We start from the raw sequence: 19,075 nt of genomic DNA on the forward strand, positions 1-19,075 counted from the left end.
AGCGGACCGGGAGGTGCGGGTCAGACCGAGACGGTCTGGCGCGGGATCGCCTGGGTCTGCTCCATGCGGCGGGCGGCCTGGCGGGACAGGAGCTCGTCGACGCTGAGCCGGCCCGGGCCGGTGGACATGAGGATCAGCGTGGCGCAGATGATGGTGCCGACGAGCGCCCAGCCGTTGTCGGCCATGAACAGGCCGTTCTTGCCGTGGACGAACCAGATCGCGCCGGCCATCACGAAGGTCATCATCGCGCCGGGCAGGACCATGCGGACACCGAGGGCGACCGAGACCGAGAACACGAGCTCGACCACGATCGTGAACGACGCCGCGCCGATCGCCAGCGGGATGCCGAACTTCGCGAACACGGCGGCGGTGTCGAACAGACCGGCGTCGATCTTCTTCCACGAGTGCATGACCATGATGTAGGCCAGCAGCAGGCGGGCGACGAGCAGCGCGACGTCGCGCGGGGTTCCGGTCAGGGAGCGGTACACGGTTCCTCCAGGTACGAGATGATCACCGCGGGTGAGCTCGTCACCACGGACTGCACAAGATCCTAGAGGCACGAACGCGCTACGCCGCCCGGTTCAGCCACCCTGCGCGACGAGACGGCCGCAGCACGCGACGAGATGTACGCCACCGCGTGTCACCCGACCGGGGAGCACTGTGGCCGGTGGCCCACACGGCACGACCGGCCGAGCGGTCGCCCCGATCCGGCGTCGTCGCAGGTCGCGGGCACGCTGCGTGTCCCTGTCGGAGCGGAGATCACCCGGACGTCGCAGTGACCGGCGACTCACCCACCCGGGGGTCACCGACCGTCGGGGCCACGTGCAGCCCGTCGATCCGGACAGACCGCTCGTCCCGCACGACCCTGCGCGCGCCGGGCGGTACGCCCGAGCGGCCCAGTGACGCGCCGCCGGGTCGTGCCGTCGCGCTCGGGCCCCGGCGCTGCGCCATGATGGCCGTCGTGTCCGACACGAACAGCCACGACATCACGGCGACCACGGAATGGACGGCGCTGACCGAGCACGCGGCGGAGGTCGAGCCGCGGCACCTGCGGTCGCTGTTCGACGACGACCCCGACCGCGCCGGTGCGCTCACCGCCACCGGGGCCGACCTGGTGCTCGACTACTCCAAGCACCGCATCACCCGCGACACCGTCGGGTTGCTGACGGACCTGGCGCGGGCGGCCGGGCTGCCCGCCCGCACCGAGGCGATGTTCACCGGTGAGCACGTGAACACCTCCGAGGACCGGGCCGTGCTGCACACGGCGCTGCGGCTGCCGCGTGACGCGTCGCTCACCGTCGACGGCCAGGACGTCGTCGCCGACGTGCACGCCGTCCTGGACCGGATGGGCGAGTTCACCGACGCGGTGCGCTCCGGGGCGTGGACCGGGTCCACCGGGCAGCGGATCCGCACGGTGGTCAACATCGGCATCGGGGGCTCCGACCTGGGACCGGTCATGGCCTACGAGGCGCTGCGCGACTACGCCCAGCGCGACCTCGAGTGCCGGTTCGTGTCCAACATCGACCCGACCGACCTGTACGAGAAGACCCGCGACCTCGACCCGGCGACCACGCTGTTCGTCGTCTCGTCGAAGACGTTCACCACGCAGGAGACGCTGACCAACGCCCGCAACGCGCGGTCCTGGCTGCTGTCCGGGCTCGGGACGGACGACACCGGGGTCGTCGCGAAACACTTCGCCGCGGTCTCCACGAACGCGGAGAAGGTGTCGGAGTTCGGCATCTCCACCGACAACATGTTCGGGTTCTGGAACTGGGTCGGCGGCCGCTACTCGCTGGACTCCGCGATCGGGCTGTCGCTGATGTGCGCGATCGGCCGCGAGCACTTCGCGGAGTTCCTCGCCGGCATGCACGCCATGGACGAGCACTTCCGGCACACCCCGCTCGAGCAGAACCTGCCGGTGATCTCCGGGCTGCTCGGCGTCTGGTACGCGAACTTCTTCGGCGCCGACACCCGCGCGGTGCTGCCGTACTCCCAGTACCTGCACCGGCTGCCCGCCTACCTGCAGCAGCTGACCATGGAGTCCAACGGCAAGTCCGTGCGCGGCGACGGCACCCCGGTCACCACGACCACCGGCGAGATCTTCTGGGGCGAGCCGGGCACCAACGGCCAGCACGCGTTCTATCAGCTGCTGCACCAGGGCACCCGGCTCGTGCCGTGCGACTTCATCGGATTCGCCCGCCCGCACCACGACCTGCCCGGCGAGGACGCCGCCGACTCCCACGACCTGTTCATGGCGAACCTGTTCGCCCAGTCCGCGGCGCTGGCGTTCGGCAAGACCGCCGCGGAGATCGAGGCCGAGGGCACCCCGGCCGACGTCGTGCCGCACAAGGTGATGCCGGGCAACCGGCCGTCGTCGACGATCCTGGCCGAGAAGCTGACCCCGTCGGTGCTGGGGCAGATCATCGCCTTCTACGAGCACGTCACCTTCGTCGAGGGCACGATCTGGGGCATCGACTCCTTCGACCAGTGGGGCGTGGAGCTCGGCAAGGTCATGGCCAAGCAGTTCGGCCCCGCGCTCCACGACCCGAACCCGCCGGACGCCGCCGAGGCCGGTCTCGACACCTCCACCGCCGCGCTGATCGGCCGCTACCGCGCCTGGCGTGGTCGCTGAGGCACCTCTCCGGCGGAGGAGCGTCGCCAGGGGGAGAATCGCCCGGTGAACGATCAACCGTCGGCCCCGCTGCGGGCCCGCGTCACCGGTCCGGTCGCTGCGGCCCTGCTCGTCCTCGCCGGGGTGCTCATCGCCCTGGCGTGGACGGGTGTGCTGCAGGGCGGTGACACCGAGACCGCCGTCGGGCTGGCCGCGGACCGGATCCCCGGCGTCACCGTGGTCGCGCTGGTCGTCACCGAGCTCGGCAACACCGTCGGGAGCACGGCGGTCGCGCTCGTCGGCGGGGCCGTGCTCGCGGTGCGCGGCCGGGTCGCGGAGGGCCTGTGCCTGGCCGCGGTCCCGCTCGTCGCCAGCGTGGTGTTCACGGTGGTCAAGCGGATCCTCGACCGGGCCCGTCCGCCGGCGGACCTGCAGGTGATGGCCGTGGCGAACGAGTCGCTGCCGTCCGGGCACGCGACGATGGTCGTCGCCGCATGGACGACGCTGGTGCTCGTGCTGTGGCCGGTGCTGCGGTCACGCGGCCGGGTGCTGCTCACCGCGTTCGCGGTGCTGTGGGCGGGGGCCGTCGGGTTCACCCGCATCTATCTGGGTGTGCACTGGCTCTCCGACGTGCTCGCCGGGTGGACGCTCGGGGCGGCGCTGGCGTTCACCGGGGTGACGGTGCTGTCGCTGGTGCTCGCCCGGCGGACCCGGCGACCGGACACCGCCGCGGCCTGACCCCGCGCGGCCCCACCAGGGCGCCGGTCAGCGCGCGGCGTCCCCGTCCGGCGTCGCGGCGCCGGTCAGGCCGCCGGTGATGCGCGTGGCCCGCTCCCCCGCCGCGGCGAGGGTGCGGGCGTGGTCGTGCCAGGCACCGATGTCGTCGCGCAGCCACGCCGCGCGCAACGCCTCGGTCGCCGTCGTCCACTGCCGCAGCAGCGCGACCCCCTCGGCGGCACCGCCGGCCCTCCGGTGGGTGCGCAGCGCGCCGGTCATGGCGAGCACGGCACGCATCGCGGTCGCGACCTTCCCGGTGATCTCGATCGGCACCGGGAGCCCCGCCGTGGCGTGCGCGACGGCGGCCGCGCGGGTCAGCAGCAGCACCACGGCCACGACCCCGACCAGCACGACGACGGCCGCCACCCAGAACGCCGCGCCCGCCACCGGGGTGAACGCGAGCACCAGTACGACGAGCAGCAGCACGGGGACGACCCACCGGGCACCGCGGGCGGTGCGGCCCAGGGTGTGGGCGCGGCGCTGGGCCGCGGGGTCGGGTGGGGTGTCGTCGGCGCGCACGAGGCCGCGGTCGAGGAAGAGCAGAGCGGTGTCGGACGCGTCCGGCATGGGGTGATTGTGCACGGCCCCCGGTCAGACCTGCTCCTGCGGGCACCACCACGTCGACCGCCCGCCGACGGTCCCGTGCACCATCTCGGCCCCGCAGCGCGGGCAGTGCCCACCCGGGTGCCGGTGCTCGACGACCTCACCGGTGTGCACGCCACCGTTCGCGACGGCCCGCTCCAGCGCGCGGTCGAGGTTGCGGTGCAGCCGGTCCAGATCGGTGCGGGTCAGGTCGCGCACCGGGGCCTTCGGCGAGATCCGCGCCTGCCACAGCGTCTCGTCGGCCAGCAGGTTCCCGACGCCTGCCAGCACGGACTGGCCGAGCAGCCGTGCCTTCACCGCCGACGTGCCGCGCAGCAGCCGGTCGCGGAACTCGGCCGGCTTCATCCCCTCCGCGTCGGGGCCGAGACCGGACAGGTCGGGATCGAGCCGGACCCGGCCGAGACGGCGCTTGTCGAACAGCCGGAACTGCCCGCCGTCGTCGAAGGTCATGGTGAACCGGTCCCACTCGGCCTTGCGCGGCTGCCGGTCGGGGCGGGCGGGGCCGCCGCCGATGCGCTCACCGTCGGAGTCGGTGACGACGATCCGTCCGCCCATCCCGAGATGCACGCCGAGCGCGGGCCCCGCCTCGCCGTCGGCGGTCTCGGTGTCGCACCACATGGTCTTGCCGATCCGGTTCGCCCGGGTGAGCCGCCCGCCCTTCAGCGCCGAGGCGATGTCACCGGGCCGGTGCGGGCGGCAGACCCAGTCGTCGCGGTCGTCGACGGCGGTGATCGTTCGGCCGACGGCCTCGGCGAGGACCGTGCGTGCGTTCTCCACCTCGGGCAGCTCGGGCATGACGGTCAGTGTGGCGTGGCCGGGGAACACGCGCGCGCCGGTCCGTCGTTGGGGCCGGTGTGACTGCTGGTGAACGGATGAAGGTGCGGGCGCCCGAACTGCGCGGACGGCGGTGGCTCAACACCGGTGGCGAGGACGTGACCCTCGCCGGGCTGCGCGGGCGGATCGTGGTGCTCGACTTCTGGACGTTCTGCTGCGTCAACTGCCTGCACGCGCTCGACGAGCTGCGGCCCCTGGAAGCCGAGTTCGGTGACGTCCTGACGATCATCGGGGTGCACTCGCCGAAGTTCCTGCACGAGGCGGACCCGGCCGCCGTCGAGGCCGCCGTGGAGCGCTACGACGTCACCCACCCCGTCCTCGACGACCCGGAGCTCACCACCTGGGACGCCTACGCCGCCCGCGCCTGGCCGACCCTGGCCGTCATCGACCCGGACGGGTTCGTCGTCGCCCGGATGGCGGGCGAGGGCCACGGCCCCGGGCTGGCCGCGCTGGTCCGGGAGCTGGTCGGCACACACGGCGACCGGCTGCGCCGCGGGGACGACCCGTACGTCCCGCCGCCCGCGCCGGACACCGCGCTGCGGTTCCCCGGGAAGGTCGTCGCGCTGCCCGGCGGCACGTTCCTCGTGTCCGACACCGCCCACCACCAGCTCGTCGAGCTGGAGCCCGACCTGGAGACCGAGGTGCGGCGGATCGGGTCCGGGGAGCGCGGGCTCACCGACGGCGCGACGGCGGCGGCCCGGTTCTCCGAGCCGCAGGGGTTGCTGGTCCTCCCCTCCGGCGACGCCGTGCTGGTCGCCGACACCGTCAACCACGCGGTCCGGCGGGTCGACCTGGCCGACGGCACCGTGTCCACCCCGGCCGGGACCGGTGAGCAGCTGCGCGAGCGGGTCGCCGTCGGTGGCGCGTCGACGCTGCTGTCCTCGCCGTGGGACCTGGCGTGGTGGGGCGGGACGGTCGTCGTCGCGATGGCGGGACCGCACCAGCTGTGGACCCTCGACCCCGCCACCGGCGAGGCCCGGGTCCTGGCCGGGACCACCACCGAGGGACTGCGCGACGGCGCGTTCGACGAGGCGTTCTTCGCCCAGCCGTTCGGGCTGGCCGCCGGCCCCGACGGGACGCTGTGGGTCGCCGACTCCGAGATCTCCGCGCTGCGCCGGGTCGGCGACGGCCCCGGGGCCGCGGTCGCGACGGCCGTCGGGCAGGGGCTGTTCGAGTTCGGGCACCGCGACGGCCCGGCCGCGCAGGCGCTGCTGCAGCACCCGCTCGGGGTGACCGTGCTGCCCGACGGCTCGGTCGCCGTCGCCGACACCTACAACGGCGCGGTGCGCCGGTTCGACCCCGCGACGAACCTGGTCTCGACGCTGGCCGAGGGGCTCGCCGAACCGTCGGACCTGCTCGTCGACGGCGAGACGCTGGTCGTCGTCGAGTCCGCGGCGCACCGGCTGGTGCGGCTGCCCGTCCCGGCCGGGTCGCTGGTGTCCGGCGACGCCCACGTCGTCCGGCGGACCCCGACGGCCCTCGCCCCCGGAGTGGCGCTGCGGATCGGGTTCGCCCCGCCCACCGGGCAGCACCTGGACGACCGGTACGGCGACCCGACGTCGCTGACCGTGGCGGCCGACCCGCCGTCGCTGCTGCTGTCCGGCGGGGGCACCGCGACCGGGCTGACCCGCGAGCTGCGCCTGGACCCGGGCGTCGGCGCCGGGGTGCTGCAGGTCGCGGTGACCGCGGCGGCCTGCGACGACCCGTCGGACGGGTTCGCCGCCTGCCACCGCTACCAGCAGGACTGGGGCATCCCGGTGACCGTCGACGACGGCGGGTCCGCCGAGCTGGCGCTGGACCTGCGCTCGGTCTAGCCCAGCCAGGCCAGGACCGCCATCACGCGGCGGTGGTCGTCCGACGACGGCGGCAGCCCGAGCTTGGTGAAGATCGAGGAGATGTGCTTCTCCACCGCGCCCTGGGTGATCACCATGAGCCGCCCGATGGCGATGTTGGTGCGGCCCTGGGCCATGAGCTCCAGCACCTCGCGCTCGCGCGGGGACAGCTCGGCCAGGGGGTCGCGCCGGCGGCGCTTGGTGAGCAGCGCGGAGACGACCTCGGGGTCCAGCACGGTGCCGCCCGCGGCGACCCGGCCGAGTGCGTCGGAGAGGTCGGCGAGCTTGGACACACGGTCCTTGAGCAGGTACCCGACCCCGCCGCCGGCCTCCAGCAGGTCGGTGGCGTAGGACTCCTCGACGTACTGCGACAGCACCAGGATGCCGACCGACGGGAACCGCCTGCGGATCTCCAGCGCGGCCCGCAGCCCCTCGTCGGTGAACGAGGGCGGCATCCGGACGTCGACGACGGCCACCTCGGGCTGGTGCTCCTCCACCGCGGCGACGAGGGCGGTGCCGTCCCCGACGGCGGCGAGCACCGTCGCGTCCGCCTCCTCCAGCAGCCGGACCAGGCCCTCGCGCAGCAGCACCGAGTCCTCGGCGAGGACCACCCGCATCGTCATGGACCCATCCTGGGTCACGCGTCCCCCAGGCCGGCGACCGGGACCTCCGCGGTCAGGACGGTCGGGCCACCGGGCGGGCTGTCGACCTCCAGGCGTCCCTCGACGATCTCCAGCCGGTCGGCGAGCCCCGCCAGACCGTGCCCCTTGCCCGGGTGGGCGCCGCCGCGGCCGTCGTCGCGGACGCAGACCCGCAGCAGGGTCTCGTCGACGGTCACGGTGACCGTCACCGCGGTCGCGCCGGCGTGCTTGGCGATGTTGGTGAGCGCCTCGGTCACCACGAAGTACGCGGTGTTCTCGACCAGGGCGGGCAGCCGGGCGCCGTCGTCGAGGCCCACGTCGAGGTCGACCGGGACCGGGCAGCGCCCCGCGGCGGCCCGCAGCGCCGGTCCGAGCCCGCGGTCGGCCAGGATCGGCGGCGCGATGCCCCGGGACAGCGCACGCAGCTCCGAGAGCGCCTCGCGGCTCTGTTCCAGGGCCTCGTGCAGCAGCGGGCGGGCGCGCTCGGGGTCGTCGTCGAGGCGCCGGACGGCGGACTCCAGGTCCATGCCGAGCCGCACCAGGCGCTGCTGCGGCCCGTCGTGGATGTCGCGTTCGAGCCGGCGCAGGGTCTGCGCCTCGGCCGCGACGGCCGCCCGGCGGCCGGCGGCCAGCGCCAGCGCGCGGGCCCGCAGCGCGGCGGTCTGGTTGGTGAGCAGGCCTCGGGCGAGCAGCGCGCGCACGTCGGTCAGCCAGCGCACGACCGTCGGCAGGGTCATCAGCAGCAGGACACCGAGCCCGGTGTTGAGCGCGACGTCGCCGAGGGTGGAGTCGATGCCGGTGATCGAGCCGAACAGCGTCCAGTTGTTCGGCCCGCGCGGCAGCGACCACTGCCAGAACACGTAGAACAGCCCGCCCAGGCCGGTGACCGACCACACCAGCGCGATCGCCGCGGTCACCGTCCGCACCGGCAGCGCGGTGACGGCGTGCGCGACGTCGCGCCAGCTCTGCGGGTCGGCCAGGGCCCGGAACAGCCGCCCCATCAGCGAGCGCCCGCGGTTGGGCCGGTAGTGGTGCGGCGGGAGCGGGCCGCCGGTCGCGGCCTCGGTGGCCCGGCGTTCCAGCTCGGCGAACCCGCGCGCCGCGGCCAGCAGCCCGACGGTGATCGGCAGCCCGATCCAGATCACGAACGTCCCCGCGCCCAGCACCAGCCCGACCAGGACCACGACCCCGCTGACGACCGCCAGCGGCAGCCCGGTCAGCAGGTAGGCCATCTGGGCGCCGAGCCGGGTGCGCCCCGGCCACGACGACGGCCAGCCCGGCGGGTGCGGCAGGTGCAGGCCGCCGTCGCGCAGCAGGTACTCGCGCAGCGCGCCGTTGCCCCAGCCCTCCAGCGCGCGGACCAGGTGCGGGTCCAGGTGGCTGCCGCCCGGCTCGTCGGGGGCGGGGCGGGGCGGGTGGCGAGGTCGCGGTCGGCCGGCTCCTCGGACATGCGGTCCTCCTGCTCGGCGCGGCACGGGTGCACCCCGAGGATAGGCGGTGACGAACACCCCGCCGGGGTCGCGTGGGACGGGGGCGACATGGTGAGCTACCCCTCGGTAACAGACGCGACGACGCGAGAAGGTGTGCCCGTGGACCCCGCCGACCTCACCGACGTCCTGGACTCCGTCCGTGACTTCATCCGCACCGAGGTGGTGCCGCAGGAGGAGCGGATCGACGCCGAGGACGCCGTCCCCGAGCGCATCGTCGCCCAGTGCAAGGAGATGGGCCTCTACGGCTTCACCATCCCCGAGCAGTACGGCGGCCTCGGCCTGACCGCCTCGCAGGAGGTCCGCCTCGCGTTCGAGCTCGGCTGGACGACCCCCGCGCTGCGCTCGCTGTTCGGCACCAACAACGGCATCGCCGGGCACGTGCTGCTGGAGGGCGGCACCGAGGAGCAGAAGAAGCAGTGGCTGCCCCGGCTCGCCTCCGGCGAGGTCACCGCCTCGTTCGGGCTGACGGAGGCCGACGCCGGCTCCGACCCCTCCTCGCTCACCACCCGGGCCGTCCGCGACGGCGACGGCTGGGTCCTCAACGGATCCAAGCGCTACATCACCAACTCCCCCGTCGCCGACGTGATCATGGTGTTCGCGCGGACCGACCCGGACGCCCCCGGCAACCGCGGCATCTCCACCTTCCTCGTCCCGAAGGGCACCCCCGGCCTCTCGGTCGGGCCGAAGGACCACAAGATGGGCCAGTTCGGCGCCTGGACCGCCGACGTGTACCTCGACGACGTCCGCGTCCCGTTCGAGAACGTCGTCGGCGGCGAGGAGGGCATCGACAGGGGCTTCCTCGTCGCCGCGAAGTGCCTCGCCCACGGCCGGCTGCACATCGGCGCGGTCTGCGTCGGGATGGCCGACCGGCTGGTCCACGAGACCGTCGAGTTCGCCCGCACCCGCGAGCAGGGCGGCAAGCCGATCGCCCGGTTCCAACTGGTCCAGGGCCTGGTCGCGGACTCGGTGACCGACGCCCGCGCGGGCCGCGGCCTGGTCCTCGACGCCGCCCGCAGCTTCGACGACGGCACCGACATGGTCTCCGGGCCCGCCGCCGCGAAGTACTTCTGCTCGGAGATGGTGGGCCGGGTCGCCGACCGCGCGGTGCAGGTGCACGGCGGGGCGGGCTACATGCGCGGCGTCGCCGTCGAGCGGTTCTACCGCGACGCCCGGCTCTTCCGGATCTACGAGGGCACCAGCCAGATCCAGCAGGTCATCATCGCCCGCGACGCGCTCGGCCGCGCCGCCCGGGGCTGACCGCGCCCCGCGCCCCGCACCGCCCCCGCCCCCTCCGGGTAGCTCCCAGGGTCACTCTCGTAGCGCTCTAAGCCACGAAAGTGACACTCGGGGCAGCTCCGGGCGGGAGCGGCGCAAGGATGGTTGTCCACAGGGGAGGAAGTCGTCCCGGTTGCGGGGCCGGACGGGGGCACGCTGGTCGGGTGCCCCGACGCAGCGCCCCCTCACCCGCTGAGGTCCTGTCCGAGCTCCGCGAACCCGTCGTCCCGGTCCGTGAGCTCGAGAGGCTGGGCCTGGACCGCAGGACGATCGCCCGCCGCTGCCGGCCGGGCGGGCCGTGGCGCAGTCTCTGTCCCGGGGTCGTCAAGCTGTCCAACGGCTCCGTGGTCCGAGACGACCGGCAGCGGGCAGCCCTGATCGTCGCCGGGCCGGACGCGATGCTGACCGGGCTCGACGCCTTGCACCTGCACGGTGTGCGCACCGCGCCGTCGCCCCACGGCCCGGTGCACGTGCTCGTCCCGCACGACCGTCGGCGCGGAAGGTGGTCGGTGGTGCGGACGGAACGGACGCGGCGTCTGCCGGTCCCGGGAGCACGCCGGCACCCGGTCGCACCGGTGGTGCGCGCGGCAGTCGACGCGGCTCGGTGCTCCCGCGATCGCGACTTCGTCCGGGACCTGTTCGCCGATCTTTTGCAACACGGGCACGGCACGATCGACGAGCTCCGGGAGGAGCTGGCTGTCTGCAGCAGCCGGGGAGTCGCCCTGCCCCGGGCGGTCCTCGGCGAGATGACCGCGGGAGTGCGCTCCGTGGCCGAGGCCAGGGCGCGGAAGCTGGCGCTCCGCAGCGGTCTGCCGGTGCCGCGGTCCAACGTCCGGCTGACCGACCGGCGTGGCGTCCTGATCGCCGTCGTCGACTTCTGGTGGCCGGACGCGGGTCTCGCCTGGGAGATCGACTCAATCGAGTTCCACCTCTCTCCGGAGGACTACGCGCGCACCGTGCGCAGGCGGGCCGCCCTCAGCAGGCACGGTGTCGTCGTGGTGCAGACGCTGCCCTCGGACCTGCGACGACGACCGGCCGAGATCGTCGACGAGCTACGCCGATGTCACGCCCGCGCTCTCGCCCAGCCCCGCCCCGACGTCGTCCACCTCGACGACGCCGCCTGAGCCGCGGGGCGACCCCGGGGTGCCCCCAGGGGAACTCTCGTGGCTTAGAGCGCTACGAGAGTTCCCCTGGGGGCAGGCCGGGGGGCCCGCGGACGTGAAAGGCAGCAGCTGGGACGACGAACGGCCCCGCCCGGGGATCCCGGGCGGGGCCGTCGTGGGCTGCGGTCGATCAGTGGGCGGCGGGGCCCCGGTGGTACTCGAACACCAGGCCGCCGACGGCGATCAGCACCAGCGTCATGCCGATGACGATCATCCAGGCGTACCAGAAGGCCACACCCAGGGCGGCGAAGGCGGCCGCGGCGGCCAGGCCGAGCGGCCAGTAGCTGCCGGCGGAGAAGAATCCCACCTCGCCGGCACCGTCGGAGACCTCGGCCTCGGGGTTGTCCTCGGGGCGCTCCTCGAGGCGGCGGGAGACGAACCGGAAGTACGTGCCGACGATCAGCGACAGACCGGCGGTCAGCCACAGCGCGGTCACGCCGACGACCTCACCGGCGATGAACATGTACGCCAGCGCGGCCAGGATGAAGAAGCCGGTGACGATCTCGAAGAGCCGGGACTCGATCTTCATGGGTGCGCGTCCTCCCTCAGCCCGTGACCTGCGCGGCCAGCTGGCCGCGGTCGGTCGAGAACGGCTGCGTGCTGATCGCCTCCGGCGCGCACCACTCGCCGCAGTTCAGCGCCTGCAGCGCCTCGCCGGTCGAGTAGGCCTGCCCGGTCTGCGGGTTGGTCTCCTTGCGGAGCTGGATGTACCGGTCGAACAGCGCGGGCTCCAGGGCACGCACCTCGAAGTTCATCTGCGAGTGGTACGTGCCGCACAGCTCGGCGCAGCGACCGACGAACGCACCCTCACGGTCGATCCGGTCGATGATGTAGGTGTTGTCCTGCTCGTTCCGCTCCGGGAACGGGAAGACGTCGCGCTTGAAGAGGAACTCCGGCACGTAGAACGAGTGGATCACGTCGGGCGAGCGCTGCGTGAACTGGATCGACCGGTCGGTCGGGAGGACCATGATCGGGATCGTGTCGCTCGTCCCCAGCGTGCTCACCGGGCGTCCGCCCTGGCCGGCCTCGTCGGGGTAGGAGAACTCCCAGTTCCACTGGAACCCGACGATGTCGACCCGCAGGTCGGCCGGGCCGCCCGCGGTCGGGTTCTCCTTGTCGATGTAGTTCTGCACGTTCACCGTGAAGCCGAAGAGCACGGCCACGATGACGGTGGGGATCGCCGTGAAGACGAGCTCGACCGGCAGGTTGTACTGCGTCTGGCGCGGCAGCGAGCCGTCGTCGTCCTTGCGCTTCCGGTGCAGGATCATCGCCCAGAACATGGCGCCCCAGGTGATGACACCGACGACCAGCGCCGCGATCGCGGACCAGGTCCACAGGTTGCGCATCGACTCGGCCTCGGGGGTCACCCCCTCGGGCCACCCGAACCGGATGACCTCCTGGACCGAGCAACCGGCCAGAGCCGGAGCCGCCAGCAGGCCGACCACGGCCACCTTCGCCGCCCGGGCGATCCGGGAGCGGCCTTCGGTTCGGGCCACTGCACGCCGCCTTCCTGTCGTCTCCTGCGTACGCCGCACTGCCAGCACGTTCTTCCTTGCTCCGCCGTCACGACACCGCGGTCGAAGGGGATCATGTGCCACCCGTATGGAGCACCGTCTTCGACCTCGCGTAGAGCCTAGACGAACCCCGGTCGGGCCGCGCCCCCCGGGGGTTCCCGGACAGGGCGTGAACGTCGTCACCGCCGCAGGGGAAACAGGCAGTCTCGCAGCGGGAAGACCGTTTCGCACCGGGGCGCGCGAGACCCGTCCGGCTGACTCGGCATACTGACCGGTGTGTGCGGACTGCTGGGATTGCTGACCGCCGGGGCGGACGCCGCGACCCGGGTCGACCCGATCGCCGACGGGCTACGCTGTGCGCGGCATCGGGGACCCGACGAGAGCGAGACGTGGAACGACCACGACCTCGTCCTCGGGTTCAACCGGTTGTCGATCATCGACGTGGACCATTCCCACCAACCCCTGCACTGGGGGCCGGTGCCGGGCGAGGACACCCGCTACACCATCGTCTTCAACGGCGAGATCTACAACTACCTCGAGCTCCGTGAGGAGCTGATCGAGACCTACGACGCGGCGTTCGCCACCGACGGCGACGGCGAGGTCATCGTCGCGGCGTTCCACTACTGGGGCCCCGACGCCGTACAGCGCCTGCGCGGCATGTTCGCCTTCGCCATCTGGGACGTCGTGGAGCGCGAGCTGTTCCTGGCCCGCGACCCGTTCGGCATCAAGCCGCTGTTCCTGGCCACCACCCCGGTCGGCACCGCGTTCGCCAGCGAGAAGAAGTCGCTGCTGTCGCTGGCCGGTGAGCTGGAGATCGGGCTGGACCTGGAGCCGGCCGCGCTGCAGCACTACCTGACCCTGCAGTACGTGCCCGAGCCGATGTCGCTGCACCGGATGATCTCGCGCGTCGAGTCCGGCACGCACGTCACCGTGCGCCCCGGCGAGGAGCCGCTGCACCAGCGCTACTTCGCGCCGAAGTTCATCTCGCTGCCCAGCCACGCCCCGGCCAGCGCCGAGGCGGAGGCGATCGTGCACGGCGAGATCGCCGACGTGCTGCGCGACTCGGTCGCCAAGCACATGCGGGCCGACGTCACCGTCGGTGCGTTCCTGTCCGGCGGGATCGACTCCACCGCGATCGCGGCGCTCGCCAAGGAGCACAACCCGAACCTGATCACCTTCACCACCGGGTTCGAGCGCGAGGGCTACTCCGAGGTCGACGTGGCCGCGGAGTCCGCCGCCGCGATCGGCGTGCGGCACGTGGTCCGCACCGTCAAGCCGGACGAGATGATGGAGGCCCTGCCGCTCATCATCTGGTACCTCGACGACCCGGTCGCCGACCCGGCGCTGGTCCCGCTGTGGTTCATCGCCCGCGAGGCCCGCCAGCACGTCAAGGTCGTGCTGTCCGGCGAGGGCGCCGACGAGCTGTTCGGCGGGTACTCGATCTACCGCGAGCCGCTGTCGCTGTCGCCGTTCGAGAAGGTCCCCGGCACGCTCAAGCCGCTCATGCGCCGGGCGTCGCGCAAGATGCCCGAGGGCATGCGGGGCAAGGACCTGCTGCGCCGCGGGTCGCTGTCGATGGAGCAGCGCTACTACGGCAACGCCCGCATCTTCCGCGACGACCAGCTCCACGAGGTCCTGCGCGGCTACGACCCGCGGGTGTCGCACCAGGACGTGACGGCGCCGCACTACTTCGCCAGCCACGACTGGGACCCGGTCGCCCGGATGCAGCACGTCGACCTGTTCACCTGGCTGCGCGGCGACATCCTGGTCAAGGCCGACAAGATGACGATGGCGCACTCGCTGGAGCTGCGGGTGCCGTTCCTCGACCCCGAGGTCTTCGACATCGCCTCGTCGCTGCCGCAGTCGCAGAAGATCACCCACGGCTCGAACGGCACGACGAAGTACGCGCTGCGCCGGGCCTGCGAGGGCATCATCCCGCCGCACGTGCTCAACCGGCCGAAGCTCGGCTTCCCGGTGCCGATCCGGCACTGGCTGCGCGACGAGATGTACGCCTGGGCGCGCGACATCCTGCAGAACTCCGGTGCCGGGCACCTGATCGACCTGCAGGCCGTGCACCGCATGCTCGACGCGCACCGCGAGGGCCCGGTCGACCACTCCCGCCGGATCTGGGCGGTGCTGGTCTTCCTGCTGTGGCACGGGATCTTCGTCGAGAAGCGGATCGTGCCCGAGGTCCCGACCCCGACCTACCCGGTCAAGATCTGAGCGGTCCCCGCACGACGGACGGGCCGGCACCCCTGAGGGGTGCCGGCCCGTCGGCGTCCGGAGGGGGTCAGGCGGGCAGGACGGCGCGCAGCTCGTCGGCCGCGGCCTCGCCGAACGCGTCGGCCAGGCGGGTCAGCGCGGCGTCGCGGTCCCAGGTCCACTCCTGCGGGCCGTCGGACTCCAGGACGTAGGTCGCGATGAGCGCACCCAGCTGGGCCGAACGCTCCAGCGACAGCCCGGCACCGAGCGCGGTCAGGAATCCGGCGCGCCAGGCGTCGCCGACGCCGGTCGGGTCGACCAGCTCGGTCGGCGGGACGACGTCGATCCGGGTCTCGGTGCCGTCGGCCTCGACGATCAGCGCGCCCTTCTCGCCGAAGGTGGTGATGCGGGTGCCGACCTTGGCGCCGATCTCCTCGGCGGTCCAGCCGGTCTTCTTGAGCAGCAGCTCGAACTCGTAGTCGTTGGTGACCAGGTAGGTCGCGCCCTCGATGAGGCGGCGGACCTCGGGGCCCTCCATCCGGGCGAGCTGCTGGGAGGGGTCGGCGAGGAAGGGGTAGCCCTGGGTGCGGCACTCGTCGGTGTGGCGCAGCATGGCCTCGGGGTCGCTGGCACCGATGAGCACCAGGTCGAACCCGCCGACGCGCTCGGCGATCGGGGCGAGCTCGATCTCCTTCGACTTGGCCATGGCGCCGGTGTAGAAGGACGCGATCTGACGCATGTCGTCGTCGGTGGTGCAGACGAAGCGGGCGGTGTGGACGTCGTCGTGGGTGTGCACCCCGGAGGTGTCGACACCCAGGTCGTCGAGGACCTGCTTGTACTCGGCGAAGTCGGCACCGACGGCGCCGATCAGCACCGGGTTCTGGCCGAGCACACCGAGCGCGAAGGCGATGTTGCCGGCCACGCCGCCCCGGCGGACCGTCAGGTCGTCGACCAGGAAGCTGACCGAGATCCGGTCCAGCTGGTCGGCCAGGATCTGCTCGGAGAACTTCCCCGGAAAATGCATGAGGTTGTCGGAGGCGATCGAACCCGTCACGGCAATAGGCACACCGGGGACCCTACGTCACCCACGCCGAAGGGCCCCGCCGGAGATCACCGGCGGGGCCCTTCGGAGGTGCTGCTGTGCGACGTCAGTTGAAGCTGTCGCCACAGGCGCAGGAGCCGCCCGCGTTCGGGTTGTCGATCGTGAAGCCCTGCTTCTCGATGGTGTCGACGAAGTCGATCGTGGCGCCCTGCAGGTACGGGGCGCTCATCCGGTCGACGCCGACCTTGAGACCGTGGAAGTCACGGAAGAGGTCACCGTCGAGCGACCGGTCGTCGAAGAAGAGCTGGTAGCGCAGGCCGGCACAGCCACCGGGCTGCACGGCGATGCGCAGGTGCATGTCGTCGCGGCCCTCCTGCTCGAGCAGGGTGCGCGCCTTGACGGCAGCGGAGTCGGTCAGCTCCACGCCGTGCGTCTGCTCCGTGGTCGCGCCCGCGTCCAAGGTGTTGTCAACGGTCATGACTCTCCCAACAACGTGCGTGGTCCGCCCTGTTCCCACCGGGCGTCGGAATCCATAGTACGACGTCGGGCCGGTCCGCATCCGTGCGGAGACCGTGCGAATCGCCGACGGGCGGGTGACGGGGCTCACCGGCTCCAGCGCGGTGCGACACGTTCCGCCAGGTCGGCGAGTGTCCCGGCCGGGTCCGCCATCGAGGCCTCCAGGCCGAACTCCTCCGCGACCCCGAACGCCGCGTCGACCCCGGCCGCCGCGGCCTCCCGGCGGCCCACGCTGACCTGACCGGCCAGCACCACGCACGGCGTCCCGCGGTCGGCCGCGCCCCGGGCGACGGCGGTGACGAGCTTCCCGCGCAGCGACTGCCAGTCGAAGCTGCCCTCCCCGGTGACGGCGACGTCGGCGGCGTCCAGCTCGGCGTCGAGCCCGACCAGGCCGCGGACCAGCCCGGCACCGGACTCGACCCGCGCCCCGAGGGCGAGCAGCGCGGCGCCGAGACCACCCGCGGCGCCGGCCGAGGGCAGGTCGCGCACCTCGCGCCCGGCCAGGTCGGCGAGGACCCCGGCGAACACGGTCAGCGCGGCGTCCAGCTCGGTGACGGCGGCGTCGTCGGCGCCCTTCTGCGGGCCGAACACGGCGGCGGCGCCGTGCGGTCCGAGCAGCGGGTTGTCGACGTCGCTCGCCGCGACCAGCGTCATCCCGCCCAGGTCGGGGGTCCCGTCGAGACGGGCGCAGCAGTCCAGGGCCGCGCCGCCGGGCGGGAGCGGGAGGCCGTCGTCGTCGACGGGGACGGCGCCGAGCGCGGCCAGCAGACCGGCGCCGCCGTCGGTGGTGGCGGACCCGCCGAGCCCCACGACGGCGGTGGTGACGCCGGCGTCGCGGGCGGCGGCGAGCAGCTCCCCCACCCCGGACGTCGTCGCGGTGCGGGCGACCCCGGGGACCCGGTCCTCGCGCGGGACGTGGTGCAGCCCGCACGCCGAGGCGCACTCCAGGTAGGCCGTGTCGCCGACGCGCAGCCAGGACCCGGTCACCGGGTCACCGAGCGGGCCGGTGACCTCCAGCTCGTGCACGGTCCCGCCGAGCGCGGTGTGCAGCACCTCGGCGAAGCCGGTGCCGCCGTCGGCGAGGGGGACGATCGCGACGTCGGCTCCGGGCACGCCGCGCCGCCAGCCCGCGGCGATCGCCTCGGCCGCCTCCCGTGCGCTGAGGGTTCCGCCGAAGGAGTCGGGAGCCACCACGATGCGCATGCGGGGCAGGCTAGCGGCGGCCCGTAGTGTGGACACCTGTGAGGTTCCTGCGCCGCTCCGAGAGCTCCGACCAGGCCGGTCAGACGGCCGTCGAGTCCCCGGCGGGCACGGACGCTGCGGAGACGGAGGACGAGGGCGCGACCCGCTCGCGTCCCCACACCACCCCCGGCAAGGGCCGGGCGACACCGAAGCGCCGTGACGCCGAGGGCAGGCGGCGCGGTCCCGCGCCGCCCCCGCCGCGTACGCAGCGGGAGGCCGCGAAGCTGGCCCGCGCCACCCGGCCGTCGAAGGACGAGCGCCGGGCGAAGGCGCTGGAGCGCCGCAAGCGGATGGACGCCGGCGACGACCGCGTGCTGCTCCCCCGCGACCGCGGCAAGGTGCGGGCGTACGTGCGCGACATCGTCGACTCGCGCCCGCACGTCATCGGGCTGTTCCTGCCGCTGGCCGCGCTCGTGCTGGTCGCCGCGCTCATCCAGAACCCGGTGATCCAGCAGTACGTCACGCTGTTCACGTTCCTGATGCTGATCGTGATGGTCGTCGAGGGCACGCTGCTGGGCATGCAGGTCCTGAAGAAGGCCCGCGCGAAGTTCCCCGACGAGGAGATCAAGGGCCTCGGCACCGGGTGGTACGCGTTCTCCCGCGCCACCCAGCCGCGCCGCATGCGGGTGCCCAAGCCGCGCGTCAAGCGCGGCGACACGGTCTGACACCGTCCCGGCGGGCCCCTGCTCTCAGAGCACGAGCGGCCCGCCGGGCAGGTCCAGCACGGCCTGCAGCGACGGCGACTCCCCCGCGACGACCTCGGCCTCCCCACCCGCACCGACCGCGTCGAGCAGTGCGGTCACCCGCGCCGGATCGGGGTGGGTCAGGCGCAGCGTGCGCAGGCTCGCCGGGACCGGCAGGTCCGACGACGGGTGCCGGGTGGCGCCCCAGTCGATGAGGAACGGCAGCACACCGCCCGCGTCGTCGGGCGGGAACGCGAGCCGCCACGCGAGCAGCGTGCCGTCCGGGCGCCTGCGGGACATGTCCCGGGCGGGTCCCGGGTCGTGCCCGGCGGCGCGGGCCGCGTCGAGCGCGGCGTCGAGGTCGTCGACACGCACCGCCCAGGTCACCAGCGCGGGCGCGGTCAGGGTGTCGATCCGGAACGGGCGCGGTGCGTCCGGCTCGTCCTGCGCGGGGTCGGGGCCGACCACCTCCAGGTACCGGCCCGGCCCGATCCCGGCCAGCCGGTTGCGGGTGCCGACACCGACGTGCGGCCCGCCCTCGAGCGTGTGGAGATGACGTCCGGCCAGGTCAGCGGCGGTGTCGTCGACGTCGGGGGTGGCCAGGACCAGATGATCGAGCACCTTCGCGACGCTACCGGGGACCGGTAGGA

At 73.3% G+C, this 19,075-nt stretch carries 18 protein-coding genes; 7 read left to right on the plus strand and 11 right to left on the minus strand.

The window, feature by feature from the left end:
* Nucleotides 1-20: 20 nt before the first annotated feature.
* Nucleotides 21-488, minus strand: coding sequence for a DoxX family protein (locus tag ZF1_RS17510; RefSeq protein ID WP_482637818.1), 468 nt, complete (start codon nt 486-488; stop codon nt 21-23).
* Nucleotides 489-961: 473 nt separating this feature from the next.
* Between ZF1_RS17510 and pgi the strand changes: the two genes are divergently transcribed.
* Entirely contained in the window at nt 962-2,632 is a 1,671-nt protein-coding gene (pgi, locus tag ZF1_RS17515; protein ID WP_482637819.1) for a glucose-6-phosphate isomerase, read from the plus strand.
* 45 nt (nt 2,633-2,677) lie between these two features.
* Nucleotides 2,678-3,349, plus strand: coding sequence for a phosphatase PAP2 family protein (locus tag ZF1_RS17520; protein ID WP_482637820.1), 672 nt, complete (start codon nt 2,678-2,680; stop codon nt 3,347-3,349).
* 27 nt (nt 3,350-3,376) lie between these two features.
* On the opposite strand, the gene ZF1_RS17525 is transcribed toward ZF1_RS17520, so the two are convergent.
* Together ZF1_RS17525 and ZF1_RS17530 are read right to left on the minus strand one after the other, a co-directional pair.
* Nucleotides 3,377-3,955: a hypothetical protein gene (locus ZF1_RS17525; RefSeq protein ID WP_482637821.1), complete on the minus strand. Its 579-nt coding sequence runs from the start codon at nt 3,953-3,955 to the stop codon at nt 3,377-3,379.
* Between the two features lie 24 nt (nt 3,956-3,979).
* Nucleotides 3,980-4,786 carry an Fpg/Nei family DNA glycosylase gene (locus ZF1_RS17530; RefSeq protein ID WP_482637822.1) on the minus strand — a complete coding sequence of 269 codons (807 nt, stop codon included), beginning with the start codon at nt 4,784-4,786 and terminating at the stop codon, nt 3,980-3,982.
* A 77-nt stretch (nt 4,787-4,863) separates the two neighbouring features.
* Between ZF1_RS17530 and ZF1_RS17535 the strand changes: the two genes are divergently transcribed.
* A complete protein-coding gene (locus tag ZF1_RS17535; protein ID WP_482637823.1) occupies nt 4,864-6,639 on the plus strand; it encodes an NHL domain-containing thioredoxin family protein in 1,776 nt (591 codons plus the stop codon).
* On the opposite strand, the gene ZF1_RS17540 is transcribed toward ZF1_RS17535, so the two are convergent.
* Both ZF1_RS17540 and ZF1_RS17545 read right to left on the minus strand, forming a co-directional pair.
* Nucleotides 6,636-7,274: a response regulator transcription factor gene (locus ZF1_RS17540; RefSeq protein ID WP_226358027.1), complete on the minus strand. Its 639-nt coding sequence runs from the start codon at nt 7,272-7,274 to the stop codon at nt 6,636-6,638. The two genes, ZF1_RS17535 and ZF1_RS17540, sit on opposite strands and share 4 nt — an antisense overlap.
* Nucleotides 7,275-7,294: 20 nt before the next feature.
* A complete protein-coding gene (locus tag ZF1_RS17545; RefSeq protein ID WP_482637824.1) occupies nt 7,295-8,773 on the minus strand; it encodes a sensor histidine kinase in 1,479 nt (492 codons plus the stop codon).
* Between the two features lie 114 nt (nt 8,774-8,887).
* Here ZF1_RS17545 and ZF1_RS17550 point away from each other — a divergent pair, with 114 nt between their 5' ends.
* Nucleotides 8,888-10,045, plus strand: a complete 1,158-nt coding sequence (locus ZF1_RS17550) for an acyl-CoA dehydrogenase family protein (protein WP_476651848.1) — start codon at nt 8,888-8,890, stop codon at nt 10,043-10,045.
* A 182-nt stretch (nt 10,046-10,227) separates the two neighbouring features.
* Entirely contained in the window at nt 10,228-11,187 is a 960-nt protein-coding gene (locus ZF1_RS17555) for a hypothetical protein (RefSeq protein ID WP_405416557.1), read from the plus strand.
* A 169-nt stretch (nt 11,188-11,356) separates the two neighbouring features.
* Here ZF1_RS17555 and ZF1_RS17560 read toward each other — a convergent pair whose 3' ends face one another.
* Both ZF1_RS17560 and ctaC read right to left on the minus strand, forming a co-directional pair.
* Nucleotides 11,357-11,755 carry a cytochrome c oxidase subunit 4 gene (locus ZF1_RS17560; protein WP_062395961.1) on the minus strand — a complete coding sequence of 133 codons (399 nt, stop codon included), beginning with the start codon at nt 11,753-11,755 and terminating at the stop codon, nt 11,357-11,359.
* 16 nt (nt 11,756-11,771) lie between these two features.
* Entirely contained in the window at nt 11,772-12,722 is a 951-nt protein-coding gene (gene ctaC, locus ZF1_RS17565; protein WP_226357677.1) for an aa3-type cytochrome oxidase subunit II, read from the minus strand.
* 294 nt (nt 12,723-13,016) lie between these two features.
* On the opposite strand from ctaC, the gene asnB reads away from it, so the two are divergent.
* Nucleotides 13,017-14,963: an asparagine synthase (glutamine-hydrolyzing) gene (gene asnB, locus ZF1_RS17570; protein ID WP_043282739.1), complete on the plus strand. Its 1,947-nt coding sequence runs from the start codon at nt 13,017-13,019 to the stop codon at nt 14,961-14,963.
* Nucleotides 14,964-15,030: 67 nt separating this feature from the next.
* Here asnB and ZF1_RS17575 read toward each other — a convergent pair whose 3' ends face one another.
* The 3 genes from ZF1_RS17575 to ZF1_RS17585 all read right to left on the minus strand — a co-directional run bounded on the left by ZF1_RS17575 (nt 15,031) and on the right by ZF1_RS17585 (nt 17,703).
* The gene (locus tag ZF1_RS17575) at nt 15,031-15,966 is read right to left on the minus strand and encodes a carbohydrate kinase family protein (RefSeq protein WP_251785340.1); all 936 of its coding nucleotides are present in this window, start codon (nt 15,964-15,966) and stop codon (nt 15,031-15,033) included.
* A gap of 124 nt (nt 15,967-16,090) precedes the next feature.
* A complete protein-coding gene (locus ZF1_RS17580; protein ID WP_062395963.1) occupies nt 16,091-16,462 on the minus strand; it encodes a HesB/IscA family protein in 372 nt (123 codons plus the stop codon).
* A gap of 125 nt (nt 16,463-16,587) precedes the next feature.
* Entirely contained in the window at nt 16,588-17,703 is a 1,116-nt protein-coding gene (locus ZF1_RS17585; protein WP_346864561.1) for a glycerate kinase family protein, read from the minus strand.
* Between the two features lie 38 nt (nt 17,704-17,741).
* Here ZF1_RS17585 and ZF1_RS17590 point away from each other — a divergent pair, with 38 nt between their 5' ends.
* Nucleotides 17,742-18,407: a DUF3043 domain-containing protein gene (locus ZF1_RS17590; RefSeq protein WP_073574146.1), complete on the plus strand. Its 666-nt coding sequence runs from the start codon at nt 17,742-17,744 to the stop codon at nt 18,405-18,407.
* 24 nt (nt 18,408-18,431) lie between these two features.
* Here ZF1_RS17590 and ZF1_RS17595 read toward each other — a convergent pair whose 3' ends face one another.
* Nucleotides 18,432-19,046 carry a VOC family protein gene (locus ZF1_RS17595; protein WP_482637825.1) on the minus strand — a complete coding sequence of 205 codons (615 nt, stop codon included), beginning with the start codon at nt 19,044-19,046 and terminating at the stop codon, nt 18,432-18,434.
* Between the last annotated feature and the right edge of the window lie 29 nt (nt 19,047-19,075).

It is taken from the genome of Pseudonocardia sp. ZF1, assembly GCF_056835605.1.

Coding starts and splice junctions, on each gene's coding strand:
- ZF1_RS17525 (WP_482637821.1), bottom strand. CDS start 3,955: ATGCCGGACGCGTCCGACACCGCTCTGCTCTTCCTCGACCGCGGCCTC.
- ZF1_RS17530 (WP_482637822.1), bottom strand. CDS start 4,786: ATGCCCGAGCTGCCCGAGGTGGAGAACGCACGCACGGTCCTCGCCGAG.
- ZF1_RS17535 (WP_482637823.1), top strand. CDS start 4,864: ATGAAGGTGCGGGCGCCCGAACTGCGCGGACGGCGGTGGCTCAACACC.
- ZF1_RS17540 (WP_226358027.1), bottom strand. CDS start 7,274: ATGCGGGTGGTCCTCGCCGAGGACTCGGTGCTGCTGCGCGAGGGCCTG.
- ZF1_RS17560 (WP_062395961.1), bottom strand. CDS start 11,755: ATGAAGATCGAGTCCCGGCTCTTCGAGATCGTCACCGGCTTCTTCATC.
- ZF1_RS17575 (WP_251785340.1), bottom strand. CDS start 15,966: ATGCATTTTCCGGGGAAGTTCTCCGAGCAGATCCTGGCCGACCAGCTG.
- ZF1_RS17580 (WP_062395963.1), bottom strand. CDS start 16,462: ATGACCGTTGACAACACCTTGGACGCGGGCGCGACCACGGAGCAGACG.
- ZF1_RS17585 (WP_346864561.1), bottom strand. CDS start 17,703: ATGCGCATCGTGGTGGCTCCCGACTCCTTCGGCGGAACCCTCAGCGCA.